Origin of the sequence: Streptomyces roseofulvus (genome assembly GCF_039534915.1) — a bacterium.
Taxonomy (GTDB): domain Bacteria; phylum Actinomycetota; class Actinomycetes; order Streptomycetales; family Streptomycetaceae; genus Streptomyces; species Streptomyces roseofulvus.
This window is the reverse complement of the sequence record NZ_BAAAWE010000001.1, coordinates 6120027-6145949: the sequence shown is the minus strand read 5'-3', so window position 1 is coordinate 6145949 and position 25923 is coordinate 6120027. Positions and strand designations below refer to the sequence as shown.

Here is a 25923-nt window from a genome sequence, read left to right as displayed (position 1 = left end):
ACACCGCGCCTACCGCTGCCCCCTGTACGCGCATCGAGCCTTACTCAGCGTAAGCGGCAGGCGCCAGCCTGTGTCCCATGAACAGCGAAACTTCCTCCGCGTCCAGCGCCCTTCAGTTCGCGATGCGCTTCACGTCCTCCCCTCGCGGGGCCCGCCTCGCCCGGCGGCTCGTCTCCCACCGTCTGGACAGCTGGGGGCACCCGTACACCTCGACCGCCAACGAGACCATGACGCTGATCGCCGCCGAGCTGACCGGTAACGCCGTGCGTCACGGGCACGTGCCCGGGCGGGACTTCCACCTCAGGCTCACCGACTCGGCGGACACCCTGCGTATCGAGGTCACCGACACCCGTACCGAGCGCGTACCGCTGCTCTCCTCCCATGAGCCGCCCGGGGAAGCCGAGTCGGGGCGGGGGTTGCTGGTCGTGGCGCGGCTGGCGAGTCGGTGGGCGGTGACGCCGCGCGTGGGTGCTCCCGGCAAGACCGTCTGGGCCGAACTGTGCCTTTCACGCCAATGACCAGCGAGTTTTCGGAAATTGGCCGACGGTCTGTCGGCGCGTGCCGCTAGGGTCGTGCGTCCGTGTGTGCACTGCACGGGGGAGCCCAAGGGGGGAACAGCGCACGTGAGCAGCACCACCCACACCGACCCGGCCGCCGGTTACCGCATCTCCATCGTCGACGAGGATCCGCTGCGCGCCCGGCGTGAGGCCCGCGAGTTACTCGCCGCCCTCGCCGAGGCGGACCCGCAGGCCGCGCTCGACGTTCCGGCCGGCCCCGCACCCACTGGCACCACCACCGACAAGGGCGGACCGGTCGCGGAGCTCCTCGGTCTGGTGTTCGGCGGCGGGTCCCTGGCCGCCGCCGCCCTTCAGGTCTGGCTGGCGCGCGTGCCGCAGCGGACGATCGTCGTGACGCGGCCCGACGGGGCGACCCTGACGATCTCCGGGAAGCAGGCCCGTGCGGACGACGCACAGATCGAGCGGTTCCTCAACGGTGGTGCGGGTTCGGCGGACGACGACGGCGCGCAGGGCGGGCCGGGCGCGGCGTGAGTGACAACGACCGGTACGCCGTGCTCATCGGCGTATCCACGTACGACAGCGACCGGTATCACGACCTGCCGGCGGTGCGGGCGGACCTGCACTACATGCAGGCGGTCCTGGAGAGCACCGAGATCGGCATGTACAACGACTGCGCGATGGTCGCGGAGCCGACGCGCGCCGAGATGCTGCACGCCGTGGAGACGTTCCTGGAGGAGCGGCAGGCCAGCGAGACGGCGCTGCTCTACTTCAGCGGGCACGGAGAGTTCTGCGAGGCGGACGGGCAGCTGTACTTCCTGACCCGGGACGCCGATCCGGACGACCTGCCCGGTACCGCCGTGCCGGCCGAGTTCCTGGAGCGGATGCTCACGTCGTGCCGGGCCTCCTCGAAGGTCGTGCTGCTCGACTGCTGCTCCAGCGGGTCCGTCGTGCAGGGCTGGACGGCCAAGGGAGCGGCCGACGACGTACGTCCCGCGCCCAGCACGCTGCTGCGGCCGACCGGCGTGTACTTCATCACCGCCTCGGACGCCCTCCAGCCCGCCTCGGCGCTGGCTCCGGCCGGTTCCTCGCTCGGCACGTCACGGTTCACCGGGGAGATCGTCGAGGGGCTGCGCAGCGGGCGGATCAAGGACAGCGGCTGGATCACGCCGGACGACCTGTTCGAGTACCTGACCGCGCAGATGGTCCGCATCGGCGTGCCCGAGGAGCAGCGGCCCACCAAATCCACCATCCGTGCGACGCATTCCCTGCCGCTGGCCCGCTCGGTGGCGCGGTCCGTCCAGCTCCCCGAGCCGCCGCCGGAGGCCGGTCGCGGTCTGCCGGTCTCCTCGGCGCTGTCGAAGGCCCGCGGCCTCGTCGCGCAGGACGCGCACGACGGCGTGGACCGGGAGCGTCTGCTGCGCTACTACGCGCACTGCCTGCGGGCGCAGGCCGAGTCGAAGATGCTGCCCGACCGGGACGGCGGCCGGAACTCCGATTACTTCCTGCTGGGGCAGGGGCCGGAGACGATCCAGTCCGGACTGGGCTCCGGTCTTCCCGCGCCCGGTGGACTGCCCAAGGCGAAGAGCACGGGTGCGAAGGTCGACGAGGCCGGACTGCAGGAGTACTGGTACGGGTACCCGGCCGTGACGCTGCCCGAGCGCGGCGGGAACGGCGGCCGGCGGGCCGCGGTGCGCATCGCGCCGCTGCTGGTACAGCCGATGGAGCTGGCGCCCGACGAGGACGGGCGGGACCGGCTGCGGCCGAGCGGGGTGCCGTCGCTGCACAGCGGTGTGCTCGCGGAGCTGCTGGAGGACGAGGAGGCGGCCGACCTGCTCGGCCGCTGGCAGCCGACCTGGCAGGAGGGCAACGCCGCCCAGATGGTGAAGGCGGTGCGGGAGCTCCTGACGCGGCTCGAACTCCCGGAGCTGGAGCCGCTCGACCTGTCCGCGCTCAGCGAGCGGTCCGTCATGGACTCGCTGCGTCCGGGCGCCCACAACGCCGCTGTCCTCCTCACGCCCTCGGGGCTGGAACGGACCGCGTCCGAAGGGCTCGTGGAGAATCTGCTCCAGATGTCCACGCGCGCCGACCGGATCCCCGGCACCGCCCTGGACGCACTGCTCACCGGTGGTGGCGACGGCGGACCGGCCGGGCTCGACGCGCCGCCCGTCCTGGTCTCCCCCGGGCCATGCAATGAGAGCCAGGCGCAGGTGATCACGTCGGCGATGACCCGACCGCTCACCGTCTCCACCGGGCCGCCCGGCACCGGGAAGAGCGAGGTGGTGGCGGCGGTGGTCGCCACCGCGGTGGCCGCCGGGCAGTCCGTCCTCGTCGCGTCCACGAACAACGAGGCCGTGAACGTGGTGGCCGAGCGCTGCGACGCCATCTCCCCCGGGCTGCTCATGCGGACGGGGAACTCCGAGGCCCTGGAGGCCGAGGCCGCGAAACTGGAGCGGCTGCTCGCCGAGCCCGTCGAGGCCCCGGCGCGAGGTGCGGCGACCGTGGCGGGCGACCTCAGGAACCGGCACGCCCGGGCCGCCGTGCACGAGGCCGAGGCGGCGCGGCTGGTCGGGGAGGAGGCGCGGCTGCTGGAGCTGCTGCGGGAGCGGGCGCGCCGCGCGGACGAGCTCGGGCTGCCGGTGGAGCTCCTGGAGCGGGCGTGGTTTGAGGGCGGGGCCCCGTCGCTCGCCGACTGGGAGGACCGGGCGCGCAGGGCCGCTGTCGCCCGCTGGTACTCCTTCGGCCGGTGGCGCAGGGGGCGGGCGCTCTCCGCGTTCGTCGCCTCGGCCGGGGAGGGCGGTGCGGGCGCGTGGCCGGACTGGGCCGCGGAACGGCCCGTACCGTCCGAGCTGCTGCTCGCCCTCGCCGAGGCCGCCGGAGTGGAAGGCGCGCTCAGGAGCCTCGTACCGGAGCATCTCGCCCTGGACGAGGAGGCGCTGAAGCGGGCGCGGCTGGAGAGCCGGGCGGGTCTGTCGGAGGTGTCGGGCGAGCTGGCCCGGGCCGTGTCCGCCGAGGCGATGACCCGGGGGCGGTCGCTGATGGCCCAGCGGCTCCAGGCCCTGCGCCGGCGCTCCGGCTTCTGGAAGAGCCAGCGCAATCTGATGGCGCACCTGAAGGGCTGGGCCATCAGCACCCACTCGGTGCGTCAGCTCGAACTGGTCCCGGAGCTCTTCGACCTCGTCGTGATCGACGAGGCCAGCCAGTGCTCGATCCCGTCGGTGCTGCCGTTGCTGTTCCGGGCGAAGCGGGCGCTGATCATCGGGGACCCGATGCAGCTCGGGCACATTCCCGGGATCACGGCGCAGCAGGAGCGGCAGGCCCGTGTGCGGGCGGGGCTGAGCGCGGCGCAGCTGGAGGATCACCGGCTCGCCTACCACGTGTACTCCGCGTACCACGCGGCGGCGCAGCACGGCGAGGAGACGCTGCTGCTCGACGAGCACTACCGGTGCCACCCGGCGATCGCCGATGTCGTCAACGGTCACTGCTACGCGGGGCAGTTGCAGGTCCTCACCGACGTCAGGAGGCAGGTTCCGGCGCTCGATCCGATCGGGTCGGGCGGCCCGGCGCCGGCCCTCGGCTGGGTGGACGTGCCGGACGGCGCGTCGGCACTGGGCCCGGGTGGCCGGTCGTCGCGGAACGCGGCGGAGGCCGCCCGGGTGCGGGAGACGGTGGACGAGCTGCTCGCGCGGCTTCCCGAGGACGCGACGGTAGGCGTGGTGACGCCGTTCCGTGCCCAGAAGGACGCCCTGGCGCGGGTGTGGGCGGACGACGACCGCGTGCGGGTCGGCACGGTGCACGCCTTCCAGGGCGGCCAGCGGGACGTCATGGTCCTCAGCCCGGTGGCCACCTGCAACACCCCGCCCCGGACGACGCACTGGGTGTCGAGCCAGGTCAACCTGTGGAACGTCGCCGTCACCCGGGCGAAGTCGCAGCTGATCACGGTGGGCAGCCACGACTTCTGGCAGGGGCAGTCGGGGCTTCCGGCGCTCCTCGCGGGGCGGTCGGAGGTGCTGGGCGCGGGATCGTCGGCGGACCGGCCGGGCGCGGGCTTCGGCGCGAGGTCGCGGAGCACCTTCCGGGAGGAGCTCACGGACCGGCTCCAGGACTTCCTGGGGCGCCGTGGTGTGACCGACCTGGAGCGCGAGGCGGTGGTCGGCGGGCACATCGTCGACCTGCTGTTCACGGTGGACGGCGCCAACACCGCCGTCCTCGTCGACACCGGGCCCGAGCACGGGCAGGACCCTGCCCGCCACCTGCGTCTGACGCACGCGCGCGGCGACCTGCTGTCCGGGCTGCCGTCCGGCGGCTCCGGCGCGAAGCCCGGACCGGTGGCACGGACGGTCCGGGTGCCGGCGTGGCGGATCCTGGCGGGCGAGACGATGCTGGAGCCGCTCTTCGCCTGAGGGCGGACCGCGACCGGGTCAGGGCTGCAGGCTCCGGGCAACATACGTCATGTGCTGGACGTTGCCCATCTGCAGCCAGACCGCTGCGTTTCCGGTGCCTTGCGGGCCCTGGCCTCGCGCGCAGTCGCGCAGCCAGGTCTCGCCCGCGCCGGCCGTCGTGCCGCGGAAGTCCGGTAAGGCGAGGATCTCCTGAGCGGCTGCCCGGATGGTGGCGGCCCGGTCGTCGCCTCGCGTCGGCACCTTCATGAGGACGAACGACTCGTCAGTGGTGTACCGCAGTACGCCCCAGGGTGGACCGCCCTTGCCGGAGGAGGGTCCGCGAGTGATGCCGCGGGTGGAGTCGATGCCGTAGTCACCGTACACAAGCCGGCGGACGAACTCGCGGGAGCTGCTGGTCAGCTCGCGCCAGGCGAGCCAGTCCCAGCGGGGCTCCACAGCCGTGCCGTGCTCCAGGAGTCGGGCCGTCACATCGGGGAAGCCGCCACCCAGGACGGCGGCCGTCCGCCACGGCATCAGCGGTACCAAGGCGTCGAGCGCGCGCAGAGACTCCTTCGCCGCGTCGGGCCGGTCGGCACGCACGGCGCCCAGGTCGAGCAGGAGGTCCGCCTCGACTGCGGGATCGACGCGGGCGACCAGATCACGGACGTCATGACCGACGGCGTCGTCCCACTCACCGGGCATCATCACCCGTATGGCGAGCCCGTTCCCCGTGGACCGAGCGTGCTCCAGCGTCGCGGCTTGATGCCCCTCAGGACGCTCGGGACCCGTCACGGGGCGCAGCGGACTCACTTCGGCGTCCACAGACAACACCTCAGCCAGGGCCGACAGTTGTGCTTCGTCGGCGAACGGGGCGTCGACCCAGGCCGGATGGTGGCGCTGGACTCTGCTCACGTCGCGTACGTCCTGTCGCACGTCGGTGACGAGTACGTCAGGGTGCAGGCCCGCACGGGGCGGAAGGTTCCACAGCGGCACGACAGCCACCTGTACAGCTGGACTCAGCTGCCGGTACGCCTGACGAGCGTGCGGCTTCGCCGGCAGGACGGGAACGTACAGCGGTCCGGACATGGCGGCTCCCCCTCGGCTCGGCCCGCGTCCTCTTCCCTCGCGCTTCTCCCTCGTTCCTTCTTGCTCGCCGCTTCAGGATCCGCCGCATCGCCGCTGTGCGTAATGACGCCTTTTCAGCCTTCTTGGCTGGAACGTTCAAGAACCTGGTAGCGCTGTGACCAGCGAGGTACTGTTCGTGAAGCTCGGCAGCCGACCCCCACGACGTCTGCACGTACATGACCGTGCGTCTGCCGTGGCACCGCTTGTCGACACCGGCCGTGCTGCGCCCGGCTGCTCCACGATTGGGCACGCGTTTGAACCACCGGATTCTCGGACTGACGGTCCGGAACTTCCGCACCCTGACGGACGTGAAGCTGCCGCTGGGCCCGCTGACGGTCATGGTCGGACCCAACGCCGCGGGCAAGTCGAACGTCCTGCACGCCCTGAACTTCCTGGGCGATGTGTCCCGTGAGGGGATCGAACCGGCGCTGAACACCCAGGGCGGGTTCGATGTGCTGGCCTTCCGCGGCGGCCCGAGGCCGGTGTCGCGTATATCGGTCGGCATCGAGGGCATCTGGTCGGACTTCGCCTCGGAGGACGAGCCCGACCGGTACGAGCTGAGCATCGACCGCCGCCGGCTGCCGGAAGGCTCCCGGCAGAGCCACACCATGTACCGGCGTGAGCGGTTCACCCAGCATCCGCTGGAGGGTGTCGAGACCACGGTCGGACTGACGAATGATGCGCTGACAGTCGACAGCCCGCTCGAGGCGGACCATCCGTGCGGGACGGCCAAGATCGGTCGACTGTCCTCCGCCCTGCAGGGCGATCGGGCACTACCCCTTCACAGAGACAGCCCGTCGGCCAGGGCCATTGGCAACGTACGGCATCATCTCGCCCGGATCCGCGTGTTCGACCCGGACGTCAGGCTCGCCCGCAAGCCGTGGGGCATCAGCGAGTCCGGCGGGCACCTCAGAAGCGACGCCGCCAACCTGGCCGACTTCCTGCGCGGGCTCAAGGAAGACGGGGACGCCTGGGAGCTGCTTGTCGAGGACGTCCGGAAGGTGGTTCCTCAGATCCGGAACATCCATCTCGTGGACCCGCCCGGTCTCGTGTCGCATCGAACCGCGGTGGAGCTGGAAGAGAATGGGCTACGAGGTCGAACCCGCCTGGCGGAGGCGTCTTGGGGCACCGTCCGTATCCTGTGCATGCTCGCGATCTTCCATGATCCGAACCCTCCGCTCCTCACCTGTATCGAAGAGATCGACCACGGAATCCATCCGCACGCCTTGAGCCTGATGTCGGAGCGACTCCGCGAGGCGAGCGAGAGAAGTCAGTACCTGGTCACCACCCATTCACCTGTCTTCGTCAGCGAGCTGGAGCCCGAGGAGTTCGTCCCCTGTGAGCGCGGCCCCAATGGAGCCTCCGTCATCCCCGCCCGCAGGCTCAAGGACCTACGTGAAGTGATCGAGGAGTCCGAGTACGAGCCCATGGGCAACCTCTGGTACTCCGGGTCCCTGGGAGGCGCCCTGTGAATCAGCGGTCTCGGAAGCCCCCATCCGTCATCATCGTCGCCGGCGAGAGCGACAACGACCGTGAGGTTCTCCGGCATCTGATACGCGCGCTGCATCCCGGTCCGTGCCCGAAGATCGAAATGATCAAGGACAAGATCAAGCTGGCGGCGGCAATCAATCAGCTCAGCCCTCGCGTCGAGACCCTCCGCAAGAACGCTCTGGCCAAGGCGAAGGACTGCAAGGCCGAACTGGCCGGTGTCGTTGTCCATGCGGACCTCGACGGTGTGGCCGACGAAAACTACGACAGAGTCCGAGCCCGGGTCTCTGCTCAACTGGCCAACGGCCTGCCCTGCCCGTCCGCTCTGGCATTGGCAGCAGTGGAGATGGAGGCGTGGCTAATGCAGTTCCCCGACGCCTTCCCGAAGGTGCGACGAGGCTGGGCGATGCGCCCCGAGGACTGCCGCAGAGACCTCGCGTATGTGCCGAACCCCAAGGAACATCTGCGACGACACCTGGGCAAGCCTCCGTATCGCGAATCCGACTCGCCGCTGATCATGGAGGCAGCCGTACAGAACGGCCATGTCAGCGCTAAACCCAAGGGCAACAATCGGTCATTCCGGGACTTTGCTGCAGAATTGGCCACTTGGGCTACGTAGGTCACCTCCACCGCTCCCCTCCTGCAGAGGGGCGTCAGTGTAGGGATCGGCTTCCTTATACGGTGGTATCGATCATCAGGGCATCGGCAAGAAAAAGGGGACCGTCGTGAAGCCCACCATGGCCGCCGCCCAGTTGCGCGGCAGTCTGACGCAGTACCTCACGACGACGTACGCCCTCGCCGACGAGGGCACCCGGCGTGCCCTGGAGCGCTTTCTCGGGCATCCCGAGACGGGGATCTTCCGGGGGCCGTACCTCCGGATCCGGACGCCGTTCCACGTGGCCGACGACGGCTGGCAGCGGGAGCTGGAGTGGACGGCCGGGTTCCCCGGCTTCGCCCCGTACCGGCACCAGGCCCGGGCGTGGGCGCGGCTGTCCACGCTGCACGGTCCGGCCCGGCCGACGCTGGTGACCACCGGGACGGGCTCCGGCAAGACGGAGTCGTTCCTGATCCCGGTGCTCGACCACTGCCGCCGCGAGCGGGCGCGCGGCAACCGGGGCGTCAAGGCCGTCCTGCTGTACCCGATGAACGCGCTCGCCACCGACCAGGCCGGCCGCATCGGCGACTACCTGGCGCGGCCCGAGCTGGCGCAGGTGACGGCCGGTCTGTACATCGGCGACCGTCCCGACACGGACTTCCGCCGGGTGATGACCCGGCGCGAGGAGATGCGCGTGTCGCCGCCGGACGTGCTGATCACCAACTACAAGATGCTCGACCTGCTGCTCCAGCGCGGCGAGGACCGCTCCCTGTGGGAAGGCGCCGACCTCACGTACGTCGTGCTGGACGAGTTCCACACGTACGACGGGGCGCAGGGCACCGACGTGGCCATGCTGCTGCGGCGGCTGGCCGCGGCGACCGGTGCGTCACGGCCGGGCCGGCCGCTCGGGTCGATCTGTCCGGTGGCGACCTCGGCGACCCTGGGCGAAGGCCCGGCGGACGCCGCGGGCAAGGAGGCCGGCGGCATCCTCGACGTGGCGTCGCGGGTGTTCGGGATGCCCTTCCCGGCGGACGCGGTGGTCGGCGAGGAGCGGATGTCGGCCGAGGAGTTCACGGGCGCCGTGGACTACGAGCTGCCCGAGCCGCCGACACCGCAGGAGGTCATCACGTGTTCGGGCGGTCCCGGTGTGGAGGCCCAGCCCGATCTGCTGGACCTGGACGGGCTGGCGGAGCGGCTGCTCGGCCGCTCCGGCCTCGACGCCTTTCGCATCGGACGGCTGCTCAAGCGCCACGACTTCACCCACGGCGTGCTGTCGCTGCTCGGCGGGGATCCGCTGGACGAGTGGGGGCTGCGGGACCGGCTGGCCCGCTTCGGGTACGCGTGGGGCCGCACCGCGCGGGAGAACCCGCAGCTCGTGCTCCAGGCGCTGTCGCGGTTCGTCGCCCTCCTGTCGGCAGCGCGCGACCCGGAGTCCGACGAACGCCGGCCCCGGCCGCTGCTGCACATCGAGGCCCACCTGTGGGTCCGGCCCGTCACCCGGGTGCTGCGGGGCGTGGGGGCGGCCCCGGAGTTCCGCTGGTACGAGGACGACCGCACGGCGGCGCGCCGTGCCGCGCTGCACGCCGCCCCGGCCGGCGACGAGGAGTCCGACGGGTCGTCCGCCGGCTGGCCATCGGCCTCGGCGCGGCCGCAGCCGCTGCCCGGGGCGGACACCGCGGTCCGGCCGGCCGAGGTGCATCTGCCAGCGGTGTACTGCCGCAACTGCGGCCGTTCCGGCTGGGCCGCGCTGTCCCCCGAGGCGGACCCGCAGCGGCTGGTCATGGCCCAGGACCGGATCTGGCGGGCGTCCGTGGGCCGGGACAAGCGGCGCCTGCGCTACTTCATCGCCGCCACGCAGAGCGAGCGGCAGCAGACATTGGACGCGCTGACCGGTGCGCGCCCGTCGGACGGCGGCGGGGTCGACCCGCTGTCGGTCGTGGTGCTCGACGGCGGGCAGGGCACCTACCGGCTGCCGACGCCGTCGGACGCGGGCGACCTGATCGACGCCTGGTTCGCCCTTGCCGTGCTCGACAAGAAGTCGGCCGACCGGGCCGCCAAGGACGACCGCTGCCCGGCCTGCCACACCGACAACAGCATCCGCTTCCTCGGCACCGCGCAGGCGGCGCTCGCCTCGGCGACCGTCACCCAGCTGTTCACGGGCGGCGACATCGCGCTCGTACCGGAGGAGCGCAAGACGCTGCTCTTCAACGACTCCACGCAGGACGCCGCCCACCGGGCCGGATACGTCGCGAACGCCTCGTACAAGTTCTCGCTGCGCTCGCTGCTCGCCCACAACCTGGACGAGTCGGGCGCGCCGACCGCGCTCAACGACCTGATCGGGCACGTCCTGGAGTCGGTGGACGACCCCGAGGCGCTGGCCGCCGTCGTGCCTCCCGACCTGCACGACGAGCCCGGAGTCGACCGGCTCCTGTCGGGACGCGGCACCGGCGACGCACGGACGTGGAAGCTGATCGGCGAGCGTCTCGCCTTCGCCACCGTCATGGAGTTCGGGCTGCGCAGCCGCATGGGCCGCACCCTGGAGCTGACGCGGACCGCCGCGGCCGAAGTGGTCGTCGCGGAGCCCGAGCGCGTCACGGCGCTCGCCCGCGACATCCACCTGGCCCTGCCGGGCCAGCTCCTCGTCGCCGGCGGACTGCCCACGCCCGACCGCTACCTCGCCTACGTCCGCGGCCTGCTGGAGCGGCTGCGGCTGCGGGGCGCGGTGCACCACCGGTGGCTCGACACCTGGATGAAGGAGGCCGGCACCAACCGGTACCTCATCTCCGGCCGCAGGCCGGAAGGCATGCCCGCGTTCCCCGAAGGCGTGGCTCCGCCCCGCTTCCTGCTGGACGGGCAGAAGGACAGGTCGGAGTTCGACGCGATCACCGGCCGGCTGGGCTGGTACCAGGACTGGACCCGCCGCTGTCTCGGCCTGGACGCCGCCGGCGCCACCGAGTACCTGCGGCGGCTGCTGCCCGCCCTCGCCGACGAGCGGGTCCTCGCGGTGCGCACCGCCCGGGACCGGCAGACACGGCTCTACGGACTGCAGCCGGGGCACATCGAGGCACGACTGCTCGACGACGCCGTCGTCAACAAGGCGTTCGTCAGCTGCGAGGACTGCGGCTGGCAACAGGTCGTGGCGCCGGAGCGGCGCACCCGCTGGTACGGGCACCCGTGCCCGCGCTACCGGTGCAAGGGACTGTTGACCCCGCCCCAGGCGGGCATGCCGCGCAGCGGGTCCGGTACCTCCGGGTTCGGATCGGCGGTCCGCGAGCGGGACTACACCGGCGACTACTACCGCCGGCTCTACCTGACCGGCGGGACGTTCCGCGTGGTCACCGCGGAGCACACGGGCATGCTCACCAGGCCGGAGCGGGAGCGCGTCGAGCGCAGCTTCAAGGCGGGCACGCACTACACCGACCCGAACGTGCTGTCGTGCACGCCGACGCTGGAACTCGGCATCGACATCGGCGAGTTGTCCGCCGTGCTGCTCGGTTCCCTGCCCAAGGGCCCCGCCAACTACGTGCAGCGGGCGGGCCGCGCGGGACGCCGGACGGGCAACGCGCTGGTGGTCGCCTTCGGCGGGCGCCGCGCCCGCGACCTGTACTACCTGGACGAGCCGTCGGAGATGATCGCGGGGGCGATCCTTCCTCCCGGCTGCTACCTGTCGGCCGTGGAGATCCTGCGCCGCCAGTACACGGCCCGGCTCCTCGACCTCGCGGCGAGCGGCGGGCTGCGGACGTCCGACGGCGAACTCCTGCAGCCGGTGCCCCGGTTGTCCTCCGCCCTGTTCGGCACCACGGGCTGGTGCCAGGACCTGGCGGACGCCGCACAGACCCACGGCGCCACGCTGGTCGAGGAGTTCCTCGCCCTGTTCCCGGGGGGCGGCGACGATGCCGACGGCGGCGTCTCGCCGTACGCGGCGGACGAGCTCAGGGCGTACGCCACCGGCGGCATCGTCCGGGCGCTGCAGGAGGCGGAGGAGGACTGGACCGGCCGGCGCGAGGAGCTCCGGCGCCGGATCGCCGCGATCGACGAGGCCGCCGAGCACCTGGTCCGCACGGACGTCGTCCAGGACCGCGAACGCCGGGAACTGCTCGCCGAACGGCGCAGCGCGGGCGACCTGCTGCGTGAACTCAGCCAGTCGAGCGCGCACGGCACCCTGGTGGAACTCGGACTGCTGCCGAACTACAGCCTCACCGACACCACCACGCAGCTGGAAGCGACGCTGTACTGGACGGAGACGGCCGACGACGAGGAGGACACCCGGCCGGAGAACCCCGCGGGGGACCCGGCCAAGCGGGTGTATCGCAGCGAGACGCGGGACTACGAGCGCTCCCGCAAGCTCGCCCTGACCGAACTGGCCCCCGGGAACAGCTTCTACGTCAACGGCTACCGGCACGTGGTGCGCGCCCTCGACGTGGGCACCCCGGACCGACGGGCCTGGGCCGAGTGGCGGCTCTGCCCGGCGTGCGGGTACGTCCGTACGCACGACGCCAGGAAGGACACCAGCCCGTGTCCCCGCTGCGGCGGGCGGGAGATCGCCGACGCGGGCTGCGTGCAGTACGTGCTCCAGCCGCGGCGCGTCGTCTCCCGTGACAAGCGGGACGATGCCCGGGTGCGGGACGACCGCGACGAGCGGGACCGCCGGCACTACGCGGTGCTGACGACTGTCGACGTCGACCCGGAGCGGATCACCCCCGGGTCGTGGCGGCACGAGACGGCCGTCTTCGGCGTGGACTTCACCCGGCACGCGAAGATCCGCACGCTCAACCTGGGTCTCGACCGGGAGGAGGGCAGCAGCACCGTGCCGCTCGCCGGCGCGGACGTGCGACTCAACCCCTTCTACGTGTGCACCGGTTGCGGCGGCGCGACGGCCGAGGGCCGTCCGGTCGTGGACGTGCCCCAGCACGCGCTGACGGACTCCAGCGCGGCGAGCACCGCGGCCGCCGCCCACCACCTGCTGTGGTGTCCGCGCCGCCGCACCAGGGAAGCACCGGCAGCCGGACCGGCCGAGCAGCAGGGCAAGAGGGAGGACGTGCCGCTGCTGCTCGCGCACGAGCTCACCACGGAGGCGGTGCGCATCCTGCTGCCCGCATCCGTGGCCCGTGCCAAGGAGCGCCTCGCGTCGTTCACGGCGGCGCTGTTCGCGGGCATCGCGGCCCAGTACGGCGGCGATCCCGACCACATCGACATCGCCGAGGCGACGATGCCCGACCACCTGGGCGCCGACGGCTCCGACTGGCCTCGGCGGTTCCTCGTGGTCTACGACCGCCTCCCGGGAGGCACCGGCTACCTGCACCGGCTCGCGTCCGCCGACGGCTTCCGGGACGTGCTGCTCAAGGCGCGGGACGTCATCGAGGACTGCGGGTGCCGCGAGAAGGGTCTCGACGGCTGCCACCAGTGCCTGCTGCGGCGCGTGCCTGCGGCCGACTACGACAAGGTCAGCCGCAACGAGGTGCGGCAGATGCTGGAGGACCTCCTCGGCGAGGACGGTTCGCGCTGGCGGACCTCACCCGTCGCGACGACCCGGCACATCCCGCTGGAGCGGCAGGCCGAGAGCGATCTGGAGATCCTGTTCATCGAGACGCTCCAGGAGTGGGCGAGGCTCGCCGATTCCGGAGCCACCGCCGACGCGTACACCACGTCGGCCGGCACCTACGCGCTCGACCTGCGGCTGACGGGTGACGACGGGACGACGGTGAGCTGGCGTGTCTCGCAGCAGCGCGCCCTGGACGGCACCCGGCCCGACATACTCCTCGAACGCCTCGACGCGCCCGGCCCCCGCGTCGCGGTGTACCTCGACGGCTTCGCCTACCACGCGACCCCCGAGCACAACCGGCTGGCCGACGACGCCACCAAGCGGACCGGCCTGCGCAGCGAGGGACTGCGGGTGTTCCAGCTGTCGTACGACGACGTCAAGGAATGGCGCGAGCGCGTCCGGGACACCGGATACGCGGCGGCGGGCCCGGCCGACCCGGTCTGGCAGCCCTACCCCGCGGACGCGCAGAACCGGGCACGCGACTACTACAGCCGCATCGGCGGAGGACTGCCCGGCGAACTGTCCGACGCCGTCTGGGTCAACCCCGCCCGGCTCCTGCTCGCCTATCTGCGCACGCCCGATGCCGCACGCTGGCAGCGGCGGACCGAAGCCGCCGCCGCGGGGCTCATCGGCGCGGCCGGCGTCCGCGCCGCCGCCCTCGGGACGGACGGCCTCGGGCCGGCCCTGCTGTCGGCGCTGGGCGGCGGTACGGTCACGGGTCCGGCGGGACCGGTCCGGCTGGTGTACGGGCCCGACGCCTCCGGCTGCCGGCTCGTCCTGGCCGCGGACGGCCGGCGCACCCCGCCGGTGTGGACGGGTCTGACCGTGCTCGACGACAGTGCCGAGGCCATCGCCGACGCGCGGGCTCACCGGAGGCGCTGGCGGGCCTGGTTGTACTGGAGCAACGTGCTGCAGTTCCTGGACCACGGGGGCGGCGACAGCGCCCAGCTCACCACGAGCCTCGTCGACGGCTTCGCCACCGAAGCGCTGACCGTGACCGGCGGCGAGGGATGGCTGCAGTCCGCCAGGACCGAGATTCCCCGGAAGGAGTCGGCGCCGGTCGCGGCCGAGGCGGCGGCGGTCGAGGTCGGCGCCGTCCGGGACGGCACGCCGGCGGCCGCGGTCGCCGCTGCCGCGGCCTCCGCCGGAGTGACGGCAGCGGCCGCCGAGCCGGTCGCGGCAACGGTGACCGGCCGGGATCCGGGCTGGGACCCGGTGCTCGAATTCCTCGACCCCGACGAGGCGGGCCTGGCCGAGCTGGCCCTGTCCCTGGCGGAGGCCGGGGTGCCCGCGCCCGAGGACGGTCACGAGCTCGACGAGCGGGGCTGGCAGGCCGAACTTGCGTGGCCCGCGGCTCGCGTCGGCGTGGTCCTCGCCGCCCGCGACGACGGCCCGGAACCCGACCACGAGGCCGCGGACCGGGACAAGGCCTTCGCGGCGGCCGGCTGGGACGTCCGTACGGCGACGGCCTGGGACGCTGCCGAACTGGCCGCCCGGCTGCTCGGACGGGGCCGGGACACGAACCATGACAGCACCAGTGACGGGGAGCACACACGATGACCGCCTCGGGCGTGACGCTGCGCCTGCTCGACAAGGCCGACAAGGAGATCCTCAAGCTCCCCCGCACGGTCAAGGGCGCCTTCTTCGACTTCCAGCACAAGTTCAAGGCCAACCCGCACACCACCGGCCTCAAGCTCCAGCAGCTCAAGGGAGACAGCCGGCTGTGGTCGGCGCGCGTCAGCGACGACTACCGGGCGCTGCTGATCCGGCTCGCCGAGGACGACTGGCTGATCGTCTCCGTCAAGCATCGCAAGGACGTCTACGACCAGCTGTCGGCGCAGGTCAACCAGGTCACCGGTGGCATCGAGTACGTCGACCTGGAAGTCGTGGAGGAGAGCGTCCTCCGCCGGCTTCCCGCCCCGTCCGCGCCGTCGCCGGCCGCACCCGAGGCTCCCGCGCCCGAAACGGCCAAGCCGCAGGAGCTCTTCGCGTCCTGGACCGACGCCCAGCTGTCGGAGCTCGGCGTCGCCGAGCCGCTGCTCCCGGTCATCCGGACGCTCACCACCGAGGACCAGCTCCTCGGCCTCGTCGAGTACGCGCCCCAGCTCACCGGCGAGGTCCTGCTCGCCCTCTTCGACGGCAAGGCGTACGACGAGGTCCTCGACCAGGTGACGACGCCCGTCGCCGTCGCCGAGCCGGTCGACCCCGACGACTTCCAGGCCGCGGCGCAGCGCCCGGCCACGGTCGTCACCACCTCCGACGAGGCGCTCCGGGAAGCCTTGGAGGGCGGCGACTTCAGCCGCTGGAAGGTCTTCCTCCATCCCACTCAGGCCAAGCTCGTGGAACGGCGTTATTCGGGTCCGGCCCGGGTCGGCGGCGGTCCCGGCACGGGCAAGACCATCGTCGGCCTGCACCGGGTGCGTCATCTGGTGCGGCAGCTGCCGCCCGGCCGCGACAAGCCGATCCTCCTCACCACCTACAACAAGAACCTCGCCGCGGACCTGCGCTCCCGCCTGCTGGAACTGGGCGGCGAGGAGCTGCTGGCACGGGTCGAGGTCAGCCACGTCGACCAGCTGGCGCTGCGCATCGTGCGCGAGGCCGAACCGGGCAGCGGCAAGCAGGTGATGGACGACAGCCAGGCCGTACGGGAATGGCGGGCGCTGCTCGACGAGCTGGGCGAGGAAGGCTGGGACCCCGAGTTCCTGCACGACGAATGGACCCAGGTGATCCTGGGGCAGGCCGTCGCCACGCGCACCGACTACTTCCGCGCCCGGCGGGCCGGCCGCGGCCGGAACGTCACCCGAGGCGAGCGCGCCGCAATCTGGCAGCTCGCGGAACGCTTCACCCAGCGCCTGGACCGGCTCGGACGCCAGACCTGGGACCAGGTCGCCGAGCGCGCCGCCCGGCTGGAGATGGGCCGCGAACAGCGCATCCTCTCCCTCGTGCGGCAGCGGGAGGAGGCCGGCGGCCTCGACAACATCCACGTCGCGGACGGCTCCGGCGGCTGGCTGCGCTACCGGTACCGGCACATCGTGGTGGACGAGGCCCAGGACCTGCGCCCGGCGCACTGGAAGATGCTGCGCGCGATGGCGCCCCGAGAGGCGGACGACCTGTTCCTGGTCGGCGACACCCATCAGCGCATCTACAAGAACCAGGTGACGCTGGGCAGCCTGGGCGTCAACATCCGGGGCCGGTCGTCGAAGCTGAGCCTGAGCTACCGCACGACGCGGCAGATTCTCCGCTCCGCGCTCGACGTGCTGGGCGAGACGGACTACGACGACCTCGACGGCGACAAGGAGACGCTGGCGGGCTACCGGTCCGTACTCAGCGGACGGCAGCCGTCAGGGCACTCCTACCCGGACTGGGCCGCCGAGCGGGAAGGCATCGCGGCCCTCATCGCAGGCTGGGACGCCGACCCCGATCTGGCCATTCCGCACGAACAGATCGCCATCTGTGTGCCGACGAACCAAATGGCCGCCGAGATCGGCTACACGCTCGGCACGCACGGAATCCGGCCGGTGGAGATCCGTGCCGACGGCCCGCAGGGCGACGGCGGCGTGCACATCGGCACGATGTTCCGGTTCAAGGGACTCGAATACCAGCGGATGATCATCGCGGGCGTGTCGGACGGCCTGGTGCCGCGCGAGGCGGTGAGCCGGCTGCGCACGAGCGACCCGGTGCGGTACCGCCACGAGATGCAGCGGGCCCGGTCGCTGCTGTTCGTGGCAGCCACCAGGGCTCGGGACAGCGTGGATGTCTTCTGGCACGGCAACCCCAGTCCGTTCCTGGGCCCCGGGCTGACGCAACAGGAGTAGCGCGGAGCTGGGCGAGAGCCCACGAACACGCCCGGTGGGTGCCCTCTGGGACTTCTCTGGGACTTTCGGCCGAGTCAACGAGCACGACCGTGAAACAGCCGAAAGACGATCTGCACAGGTCAGCGACTCAGGAAGACGGATCGTGGCAGGTCACAGAACCGCGGAATCCTTTCCGGGACATCTGACGCCCGATCCGCCACGACGGTGCGCCGCCGGCTCGGCGGCGCACCGTCGTCGCACGTCCCCTCCAAGGCGAAATCCCGCCAAGGTCGACCTGCCCGCCGGGAGCGCGTTGACCTCGCCGACACGCCTCCCTACGGTGGTTGTCGCTGCGTCGGGGGCGGAGCGAGGGGGGCACGGGCTTGCGGGTGGACACGAACGGCGGGGGCGGTCCGCCCGTCACGGCGGAATCCCTGCTGGACGCCGCCGTACAGGCTTTCCTGCGCGCCGAGTTCGACATCGTGCGGCCCCTTCTCCACCGGCTCCGGAGCGAGTTCGGCGCGCCCGGCGCCGATCCCGCCGCGGTGCGGTACGACGTGCTCCTCGGCGCCCTGGCCGCGCGGGCCGGCAACTGGCCGGAAGCGGTCAGGCGCTGCCCGGACGCGCCCTACGGGGCGGAGACCGGCGTCGTCCACGCCCTCGCCGTCAGCGCGCTGCGCGAACTGGCCCGGGAGGGACGGCACGAGGACGCCGGCGTCGCCGCGATCGTGATCGTGCTGTGGGCGTACCTCCTGGAGGACGAGGACCTGGGCGGCTTCCGCGCCCTGCTCCAGGAGCGGCGGGGCGCGCCCGTGTCCGACGAGCTCTGGGAGCAGGCCATCGGACAGCTCCGGGGCCGCGTCGCCGAACTGCTGCGCGCCCACGACGCGCGGGCCGGGCGGGACGCGCTCGCCGCCTGGCACACGGCCTGGGAGGCCGAGTGCCAGATCGGTGCCGTCTTCCTCGCCGACGTGCCCACGGACGCGGGACCGCACGCCCTGGTCTCCGTCGAGGAGGCCGCCCGGCAGCTCGCCCACCACGGACGCGGAGACGACCTCCTCGCCGCCTACGCCACCCGCCACCCGGCTGTGGGCCGTTGGTCCGAGGAGGCTCCCGAACACCGCGCGTGCGCGCCCTTCCTGCGCCGGGCCCTGGTGGACCGGGGCCGGGACCGGGTGCGGGCCGGCGCGTGGGGCGAGGCGCTCGCCGACCTCGGCGCGGCGGTACGGCTCGGGCACCCCCTCGGCGCCGAGGAGCGGGCCGACGTCCTCCGCGCCGGGAAGAACGTCGGGCGCAGCCGCACCGGGCGCGACAACGCCCCCCTCGCCCGGATCGAAGGCCTCGAACAGGCCCTCGCCCTGCTGCCGGAGGACGAGCTCCTGGCCGGAGAGCTCACCGCCGAGCTGGTACGGCAGGGCGAGCGGACCGCCGCCACCGATCCCCGGGCGAGCCGAGACTGGTACGCGCGCGCCCTCGCCGTGACGCCGGGTCACCCCGCCGCCCTCGCGGGCCTCGACGCCCAGCTGCGGGCGGACCTGGAGAAGGCGCTCCAGGGGACCTACACGGGGGACGGCATCCCGGCCGACCAGGTGCGCGGGCTGCTCAGCCGCCACCCGGGCCACGGGCCGGCCCGGCGGTGGCTGGAGAACCACTACACCGAGCACGCCGTGACCGCAGCCGTCGCCGGACGCTCCGACGAGGCCCGGGGCGCCGTCCTCGCGCTGCTCCGCCACCAGGACCCGGCCGGCGCGTACGACGGCGAGCTCGTCGACGACCGGCTCGCGGCCCTCCTGGTCGCCGCGGCCCGGCGCACGGACACCGGGACCCCCCTCGCCGGCCCGGAGGACGGCGCCGCCCTGGAACGCCGGGTCGCCTCGGAGGTCGCGGCCGCCCGGCAGCGCGGCGTCCTCCTCGCCCGCCGCGCCGCCCTGGAACGCCGGGCCGCGCTGCTCTCCACGGCGGCGGCCATCCCGGGCCCCGGCCGGGGCGACGTCGCCAGGATGGCCGACGGGGCGCTCCTCCACCTCGCCCTGCACCTCCAGGCCGACGCGGCCTGGACGGACCTCATCGACCTGTTCCTCGGGGGCCGGATCCCGACCGGCGCCGACCCGGCCCTCGCCCGGGCCGTGCGGGGCGCCTACCTGTGCCGCGCCCGGGCCCGCGAACAGGCCGGCGACACCGAAGGGGCGCGGCACGACCGCGCCTGCGCGGACGGCGTCCGCGCCGGGACGCCCGCCCGGGCCCCCCTCTACCGGCGCGAGCGCCGCACCCCCCGACCCTCCTCCGACTCCGGACAGGACACCCTCTGGTGAGCACCGGCGGCGAAAGCCCGCGGACCTCCTCCGCCCCCTCCCCGCTCCCCTGGTTCGGGCCCACGCTCCACGAGCTCCTGCCCGACGCCCCGCCCGGCACCCGGCCCGTGGACCTCCGCAGGAGGGCGGCCCCGGAACTGTCCGCCGCCGCGGCCCGGAAGGACCCGGCCAGGCACGCCCTGGTCCACGGGGCCAACCAGCACTCCCGTACGCCCGTCGCCGCGCTCGTCGCCGAGATGCTCACCCCGCCCCTGCCGCCCCACGCCCCCGAGGAGCGCCCATGACCGGCCCAGGTCCCCTCCCCGCCGAAGCGGGCGGCCCGCCGTCCGAACTGGACCGGCTGCGCCGCCGGGTCGCCGCGCTGTCCGAGAAGCGCGACGAGGCCGAGGCCCGGCTGCACGCCCTGCTGGGCGCGCTGCTGTCGCTGGACGACGTGCTCGCCGACACCCGTCTCCGGGCCGGGGTCCTGCACGAGGCACGCTCCGCCCGGGAGACCGCCTCGGCGGCGCTCGCGCTGGGCGAGCAGATCGACGCGGCGCATCTGATGCTGCGCGCCGAGTTCGAGCGGCACGACGTCAGCCCGATGGAGGTCGTGGGCAGGGCCGTCGACCCCGCCGAGATGCGGGTCGTCGGCACGGAGCCGGACCCGGACCGTCCGGGCGGAACCGTGCTGCGGGAGACGGTCACCGGCTTCCGCCGGGGGCCCGTCACCCTGCGGGCGGCGCAGGTGGTCGTGTCGGTGCCGGGGCCCGCGCCGGTGCCCGCGCCCGATCCCGTACCGGAAGCCGGGGGGACGGCCGAGCCCGTGCCGGGAGCCGGGGCCGCGCCCGATCCCGTACCGGCAACCGGGCCCGCGATCAAGCCCGTACCGGAAACCGGAGCCGCCGCCGAACCCGTACCGGAAACCGGGCCCGCCGCCGAACCCGTACCGGAAACCGGGCCCGCCGCAGAGCCCGTATCCGATCCCGTAGCGGAGTCCGGGGCCGCGGCCGAACCCGTGCGTGCCCAGGCTCGGCGCACCAGTCGTGCGCAGCGGCGGCTGCTCCGCAAGCCGTCGGTGCGCCGGACGCGCCGGCCCCGGCGGCCCCGCCGCACCGACTGATCCTCCCCCGTCACCGTCCCTTCCGACCACCGCCCCCCGCCTCCGCCGGACCACCACGATCAGGAAGCGCCCCGCCATGCACCGGACCCTCGGCATCGACCTCGGCACCACCAACTCCGTCACCGCCTGGATGCGCGAAGGAGTCCCCGTCGTCCTGCGCAACCGGGACGGCGGCCAGGCGACCCCGTCGGCCGTCGGGGTGGACCCGCTCGGCACCCTGCTCGTCGGGCAGGAGGCCCTCAACTGGCGCTCCGCGCAGCCCGGTTCCGTGATCACGGAGGTCAAGCGGCTGATCGGGCGGCGCTGGGACGACGACCTCGTCCAGAAGGCGCTGGCGACGCGCCCCGCCGACGCGCCGCCCGTCCGGGAGGGCCCGGACGGCACGGTGCAGGTGCGGCTCGGCACCCACTGGCTCTCCCCCGTGCAGGTCTCCGCCGTCCTGCTCCGCCGGCTCCGGAAGGACGCCGAGGACGCGGCGGGCGTGCCGTTCCGGCGGGCCGTGATCACCGTGCCCGCCTACTTCGCCGAGCCGCAGATCGCGGCGGTGCGCGAGGCGGGCCGGCTGGCCGGGTTCCACGTGGCGCGGGTGGTGCAGGAACCGACGGCCGCCGCGCACGCCTTCGGGGTCCGGACGGGCGAGGACGGGCTCAAGGAGTACGCCACCGTGCTCGTCTTCGACCTGGGCGGCGGCACCTTCGACGTGTCGCTCCTGACGATCGGCCCGGGCCACTTCTCGGTGGCCGGACTCGGCGGGGACAACCTCCTCGGCGGCGCCGACTTCGACGCGGTGCTCGACGGCTACCTGCGGGACCGGCTCGGCGGCCGGGAGCCCAACGGGGAGGGCGACGCCTTCCGGATCCGGAACGCCGCCGAGCGCGCGAAGATCGAACTGTCCGGGCAGGACGCCTCCGAGGTGGTCCTCTCCCCGCTCGGGCGCCAGGGCGGCTCCTGGGCGGGGACCGTGCGGCGCGCCGAGTTCGAGCAGCTCCTCACCGGCCACCTGCGCAGGATGCGGGAGACGGTCGAGCAGGTGCTGACCGAGTACAGCGCGACGCCGGAGGACGTCCAGCGGGTCCTGCTGGTCGGCGGCTCCACCCTCGTGCCGGCCGTCCGGCGCGGCCTCCAGGACCTCTTCGGCATGGACACGGTGTCGGACGCCGTGGACCCCATGACGGCGGTCGCCCACGGCGCCGCCGTGGAGGCCGGGCTCCTCGACACGCTCGACTGCCCGTCGGAGACCTGCACCCGGGAGGGGATCCCCGTCGACTCCGACGCGTGCCCGGCCTGTGCCACGCCGCTGCTCGGCCCGGCCACCGTCGACTGCCCGGGCTGTCACGTCCCCGCCCCCGAGGCCACCGCCGCCTGCCCGGTCTGCGCCGCGGACCTGTCCGGGCTGCGCGCGGCCGCCCCCGCCGTCGCGCTCGTCACCTGCCCGGAATGCGGCCGCGACGACAACCCGGCCACCGCGGCGGTGTGCGGCGACTGCGACACCGCCCTGGACACCGGCGGCCTGAAGTGCCCGGGCTGCGACATGATCAACGCCCCCGGTCTGAGCGCCTGTTCGAACTGCGGGAGCGACTTCGGCACCGCGCTCGCCGAACAGGTCACGGCCCAGCCCATCGGCATGGAGCTGCGGGACGGCACCCTGAAGGTGCTCTTCCCCGGGGGCACCCCGTACCCGACCGACTGGCACCGGATCGACGACCTCGCGATCCGCGGCGACAACGGCACCGCCGTGCGGTTCAACCTCTGGGAGGGCCGCCACCTCCGCTCCGCGCAGCGCAACGACTTCTGCGGCGGCTTCCTCCACGAACAGCCCGAGGGGCTCCGGGGCGACCTGCCGCTCACCCTGTACGTACGGCTCGACGCCGACCGGACCATCGCCCTGAAGTACCGCATCGGCTCCGGCGACGAGCACGGCGCCCGGCTGCGGCGCAGCGTCGTCTCCGCGTCCGTCGGCCGGAAGGCCGCCGCCCTCCGGGCCGGCTACGCCACCTTCCTGGACACCTGGCGGCAGGAGCTCACGCACGCCGAGCTCGATGCCCTCACCGAGATCGCGGACGACCTCGCGGCCCTGGGGCGCGGCGAGCCGGTGAACCGCTCCCTCGACGGGTTCCTCGACACCGCCCGAGACGCCCTGGACCTGTGCACCCGGGCCAGGAGCGCCCAGGTGGGTGCGTGGCTCATCTCCCGGGGCGGCCCGGGCCTGCTGGCGCCCACGCTCCTGGACGACCTGCGGAAGGCGGGCGAGGCCGTCAAGGACGCGCGCGAGACGATGGACACCGAGGCCATGCGGACGGCCACGGAACGGGTCGAGACCCTGTGGCCCGGCATCGACCCTGCGGTCCGCACCGCGCTGTACGCCATCCGCTTCGCCGAGCAGGACTCGTACCCCGCCACCCTGCGCACCGAGGTGCTCGCCGCCCGGGACGCCCTGCGGAGCGCCATGGCCTCCGGCGACCGGGCGGCGCAGGACACGCAGCTCGTCCGGCTCGGCCGGCTCGGCGAGCAGGGCCGCGGGCAGTTCGCCGAGGACCGCGACCTCACGACCCCGACGAGCGTCCTGCCGTCGCAGCGGTGACGCGCGGACCCCGCCGGGTGGTGGTCACCGGCGGGGCGGGGCGGGGCCGGCTGCCCGGTCGGGTGAACCCGCCCGGGGCGGGTTCACCCGGGCGGCATCATCCCTCCGCCCTTCAGGCGTTCGATGTCCGAGGGGCGGACCTGGATGACGAAGAGGGCGATGAGGAAGGCCACCACCGCGAAGGCCGCGGCGACGATGAAGCCGGCCGAGACGCCCGCGGTGAGGACCTCGTCGCCCCAGGGGGGCGGGAGCTGGCCGGTCTCGGCGAAGCGGGCCTTCTCCGGGGGGCTCGCCTGGGCGAGGAAGGCGGGGACCTGGTCGTCGGCCTCGTTGCGGCTGGCGGTGCCGAAGACGGTGACCAGGATGGAGAGGCCGAGCGAACCGCCCACCTGTTGGGTCGCGTTGAGCAGACCGGAGGCCGCGCCGGACTCGGCGGGCTGGACGTTGGAGAGGGCCATCAGGGTCAGCGAGACGAACATCAGGCCCATGCCGGCGCTGAAGACGAGCATCGGGCCGAGGATCGAGCCCACGTAGGTGGAGTGCACGTCCGTCAGAGTGAGCCAGGAGAGGCCCGCCGCCAGGCAGAGCGCGCCCAGCACCATGAAGGGCTTCGGGCCGAATTTCGGCAGGAGCTGGGAGGTGATGCCGGCCACCACCGCGATCACCGCGCTGACCGGCAGGAAGGCGAGTCCGGCCTCCAGGGCGCTGAAGCCGAGGACCTGCTGCACGAAGAGGGTCAGGAAGAAGAACATCCCGAAGATCGCCGCCGCCAGGCAGAGCATCATGCCGTACGTGCCCGCCCTGTTGCGGTCCGCGAACATGTGCAGCGGGGTGATCGGCTGGCGGCTCCTTCGCTCCACCAGGATGAACGCAGCCAGCAGGACCACCGCCGCGCAGAACGAGGCGATCGTCCACGGGTCGCTCCACCCCTCCTGGGCGGCCCGGATGAAGCCGTACACCAGCGCCACCATGCCGAGCGTCGACGTCAGTGCGCCGGCGAGGTCGAAGTGGCCGGGATGCCGCTCCGACTCCTTGACGTGACGGGGCGTCAGCAGGGCGATCATCAGCGCGATCGGCACGTTCACGAAGAAGATCCAGCGCCAGTCGAGCCATTCGACGAGCATCCCGCCCGCGAGCAGACCGATCGCTCCGCCACCCGCCGAGACACCCGCGAACACGCCGAACGCCCGGTTGCGTTCCGGGCCTTCCTCGAAGGTCGTGGTGATGAGCGACAGCGAGGTCGGCGAGGCGATCGCGCCGCCGACGCCCTGGAGGGCTCGGGCCGCGAGGAGTTGCCACGACTCCTGCGCGAATCCGCCGAGCAGGGAGGCGAGTCCGAACAGCAGCACGCCGAAGATGAAGACGCGGCGCCTGCCGAGGATGTCGCCGGCCCGCCCGCCGAGCAGCAGGAGACCGCCGAAGGTCAGCGTGTAGGCGTTGACCACCCAGGAGAGGCTGGTGGTCGAGAAGTCGAGGGCGCTCTGGATGTGCGGGAGCGCGATGTTGACGATGGTGATGTCCAGGACGACCATCAGCTGGCAGGAGGCGATGACGAAGAGGGCGATGCCCTTGCCGTCGCCCGAGCTGGTGGGAGTGGAGGCCACCGCCGGATCCGTCCGCTTCGGTGTACTACTCATGATCGTTCATGGCGCGTCGCGCCCTCACCGCAGGCTCCGTGGGCCGGTTGGTCCACCTTTCGACCCTAAGCCCGGCCCCCGGCCGCGACCAGTCGATCAAGCACGAGGCCCCAAGCGTCCGCCGGTGGGCGCCGGTCAGGCACCGCCAGGCTCCTCCAGGACGGCGAAGCCGTCGAGTTCGACGAGCGCCCGCTCCTCCCGGAGCCGTACGACCTCCACCACCGTCAGCGCCGGATAGTCGATGCCCGCCATCCGGCGCCAGACGCGGTCCAGTTCGGCGGACTCGGCGCGGTAGGCCGCCATGTCGGTCGTGTGGACCGTGAGCCGGGCCAGGTCCGCGGGGGCGCCGCCGGCGTGCCGCAGGGCGACGAGGAGGTTGCCGAGCGCCGCGGCGAACTGCTCGGTCAGCGTCGCGCCGACGACAGCGCCCGCGCCGTCGAGCGCCGTCTGCCCGGAGAGGAAGACCAGCCGGCTGCCGTTGGCGGTGACCGCGTGCGCGAAGCCGGTGGGCGGGGCGAGTTCGGCGGGGTTGTGGCGGTGCAGGCTCATCGGGCGGCTCCTCGACCGGACGGGGGATGAAGGGACGCGGGGTGCGAGGTGAGGGGTGCGGGGTTGCGGGGTTGCGGGGTGAGGGGTGAAGGGCGAGGGAGGAGGGAGGAAGGGAGAGACCCTCCCGCCGTCAGGCCGTCGCACTCGCCCCGCCGGGTCCTTTGCCAGGTTTTGGGCGAGAATGCCGGCATGCGGGCTCTCTCCGACGTCCTCGGGCGTCCCGGTCGCCGTCTCCGGCCCGGACCAGGCGGTGCGGTGGTGCCACCCTGTCGCGGATCAGTGACGTCCGTCATCGACACGA

General features: G+C 73.1%; 14 protein-coding genes. 11 read left to right on the top strand and 3 right to left on the bottom strand.

The genetic code is table 11. The features are described 5' to 3' along the window. Positions 1-77 precede the first annotated feature (77 nt). The 3 genes from ABFY03_RS28310 to ABFY03_RS28300 all read left to right on the top strand — a co-directional run bounded on the left by ABFY03_RS28310 (position 78) and on the right by ABFY03_RS28300 (position 4918). Complete coding sequence (locus ABFY03_RS28310) at positions 78-518, top strand: ATP-binding protein (RefSeq protein ID WP_346171117.1); 441 nt, start codon at positions 78-80, stop codon at positions 516-518. Positions 519-623: 105 nt separating this feature from the next. Next, the gene (locus tag ABFY03_RS28305; protein ID WP_346171116.1) at positions 624-1049 is read left to right on the top strand and encodes an effector-associated constant component EACC1; all 426 of its coding nucleotides are present in this window, start codon (positions 624-626) and stop codon (positions 1047-1049) included. After that, positions 1046-4918 carry a caspase, EACC1-associated type gene (locus ABFY03_RS28300; protein ID WP_346171115.1) on the top strand — a complete coding sequence of 1291 codons (3873 nt, stop codon included), beginning with the start codon at positions 1046-1048 and terminating at the stop codon, positions 4916-4918. The genes ABFY03_RS28305 and ABFY03_RS28300 overlap by 4 nt, the downstream gene beginning before the upstream one ends. Positions 4919-4936: 18 nt before the next feature. Here ABFY03_RS28300 and ABFY03_RS28295 read toward each other — a convergent pair whose 3' ends face one another. Further along, positions 4937-5983: a beta family protein gene (locus tag ABFY03_RS28295; RefSeq protein ID WP_346171114.1), complete on the bottom strand. Its 1047-nt coding sequence runs from the start codon at positions 5981-5983 to the stop codon at positions 4937-4939. A 257-nt stretch (positions 5984-6240) separates the two neighbouring features. On the opposite strand from ABFY03_RS28295, the gene ABFY03_RS28290 reads away from it, so the two are divergent. From ABFY03_RS28290 to ABFY03_RS28255, 8 genes are all read left to right on the top strand, one after another. After that, entirely contained in the window at positions 6241-7494 is a 1254-nt protein-coding gene (locus ABFY03_RS28290; RefSeq protein ID WP_346172320.1) for an AAA family ATPase, read from the top strand. Next, a complete protein-coding gene (locus ABFY03_RS28285) occupies positions 7491-8129 on the top strand; it encodes a hypothetical protein (protein WP_346171113.1) in 639 nt (212 codons plus the stop codon). The genes ABFY03_RS28290 and ABFY03_RS28285 overlap by 4 nt, the downstream gene beginning before the upstream one ends. 106 nt (positions 8130-8235) lie before the next feature. Continuing rightward, positions 8236-15207, top strand: coding sequence for a DEAD/DEAH box helicase (locus ABFY03_RS28280; protein WP_346171112.1), 6972 nt, complete (start codon positions 8236-8238; stop codon positions 15205-15207). Further along, on the top strand, positions 15204-17462 hold the full coding sequence (locus ABFY03_RS28275) for a UvrD-helicase domain-containing protein (protein WP_346171111.1): 2259 nt from the start codon (positions 15204-15206) through the stop codon (positions 17460-17462). The genes ABFY03_RS28280 and ABFY03_RS28275 overlap by 4 nt, the downstream gene beginning before the upstream one ends. A 362-nt stretch (positions 17463-17824) precedes the next feature. Continuing rightward, positions 17825-19753, top strand: a complete 1929-nt coding sequence (locus ABFY03_RS28270; protein WP_346171110.1) for a hypothetical protein — start codon at positions 17825-17827, stop codon at positions 19751-19753. Next, positions 19750-20037 carry a hypothetical protein gene (locus tag ABFY03_RS28265; protein WP_319010834.1) on the top strand — a complete coding sequence of 96 codons (288 nt, stop codon included), beginning with the start codon at positions 19750-19752 and terminating at the stop codon, positions 20035-20037. The genes ABFY03_RS28270 and ABFY03_RS28265 overlap by 4 nt, the downstream gene beginning before the upstream one ends. Next, positions 20034-20855: a nucleotide exchange factor GrpE gene (locus tag ABFY03_RS28260; protein ID WP_346171109.1), complete on the top strand. Its 822-nt coding sequence runs from the start codon at positions 20034-20036 to the stop codon at positions 20853-20855. Before ABFY03_RS28265 ends, ABFY03_RS28260 begins: the two co-directional genes overlap by 4 nt. Positions 20856-20931: 76 nt before the next feature. Beyond that, positions 20932-23436, top strand: coding sequence for an Hsp70 family protein (locus ABFY03_RS28255; protein ID WP_346171108.1), 2505 nt, complete (start codon positions 20932-20934; stop codon positions 23434-23436). 83 nt (positions 23437-23519) lie between these two features. On the opposite strand, the gene ABFY03_RS28250 is transcribed toward ABFY03_RS28255, so the two are convergent. Then, a complete protein-coding gene (locus tag ABFY03_RS28250) occupies positions 23520-25073 on the bottom strand; it encodes an MFS transporter (RefSeq protein ID WP_319010837.1) in 1554 nt (517 codons plus the stop codon). Positions 25074-25208: 135 nt separating this feature from the next. Next, positions 25209-25622 (bottom strand): RidA family protein, encoded by a 414-nt coding sequence (locus ABFY03_RS28245; protein WP_319010838.1) that lies wholly within the window; start codon positions 25620-25622, stop codon positions 25209-25211. Positions 25623-25923 lie beyond the last annotated feature (301 nt).

Excerpts from the sequence above, each read along its gene's own strand:
- ABFY03_RS28310 (WP_346171117.1), top strand. The coding sequence starts at position 78 with ATGAACAGCGAAACTTCCTCCGCGTCCAGCGCCCTTCAGTTCGCGATG.
- ABFY03_RS28295 (WP_346171114.1), bottom strand. The coding sequence starts at position 5,983 with ATGTCCGGACCGCTGTACGTTCCCGTCCTGCCGGCGAAGCCGCACGCT.
- ABFY03_RS28275 (WP_346171111.1), top strand. The coding sequence starts at position 15,204 with ATGACCGCCTCGGGCGTGACGCTGCGCCTGCTCGACAAGGCCGACAAG.
- ABFY03_RS28260 (WP_346171109.1), top strand. The coding sequence starts at position 20,034 with ATGACCGGCCCAGGTCCCCTCCCCGCCGAAGCGGGCGGCCCGCCGTCC.
- ABFY03_RS28255 (WP_346171108.1), top strand. The coding sequence starts at position 20,932 with ATGCACCGGACCCTCGGCATCGACCTCGGCACCACCAACTCCGTCACC.
- ABFY03_RS28250 (WP_319010837.1), bottom strand. The coding sequence starts at position 25,073 with ATGAGTAGTACACCGAAGCGGACGGATCCGGCGGTGGCCTCCACTCCC.
- ABFY03_RS28245 (WP_319010838.1), bottom strand. The coding sequence starts at position 25,622 with ATGAGCCTGCACCGCCACAACCCCGCCGAACTCGCCCCGCCCACCGGC.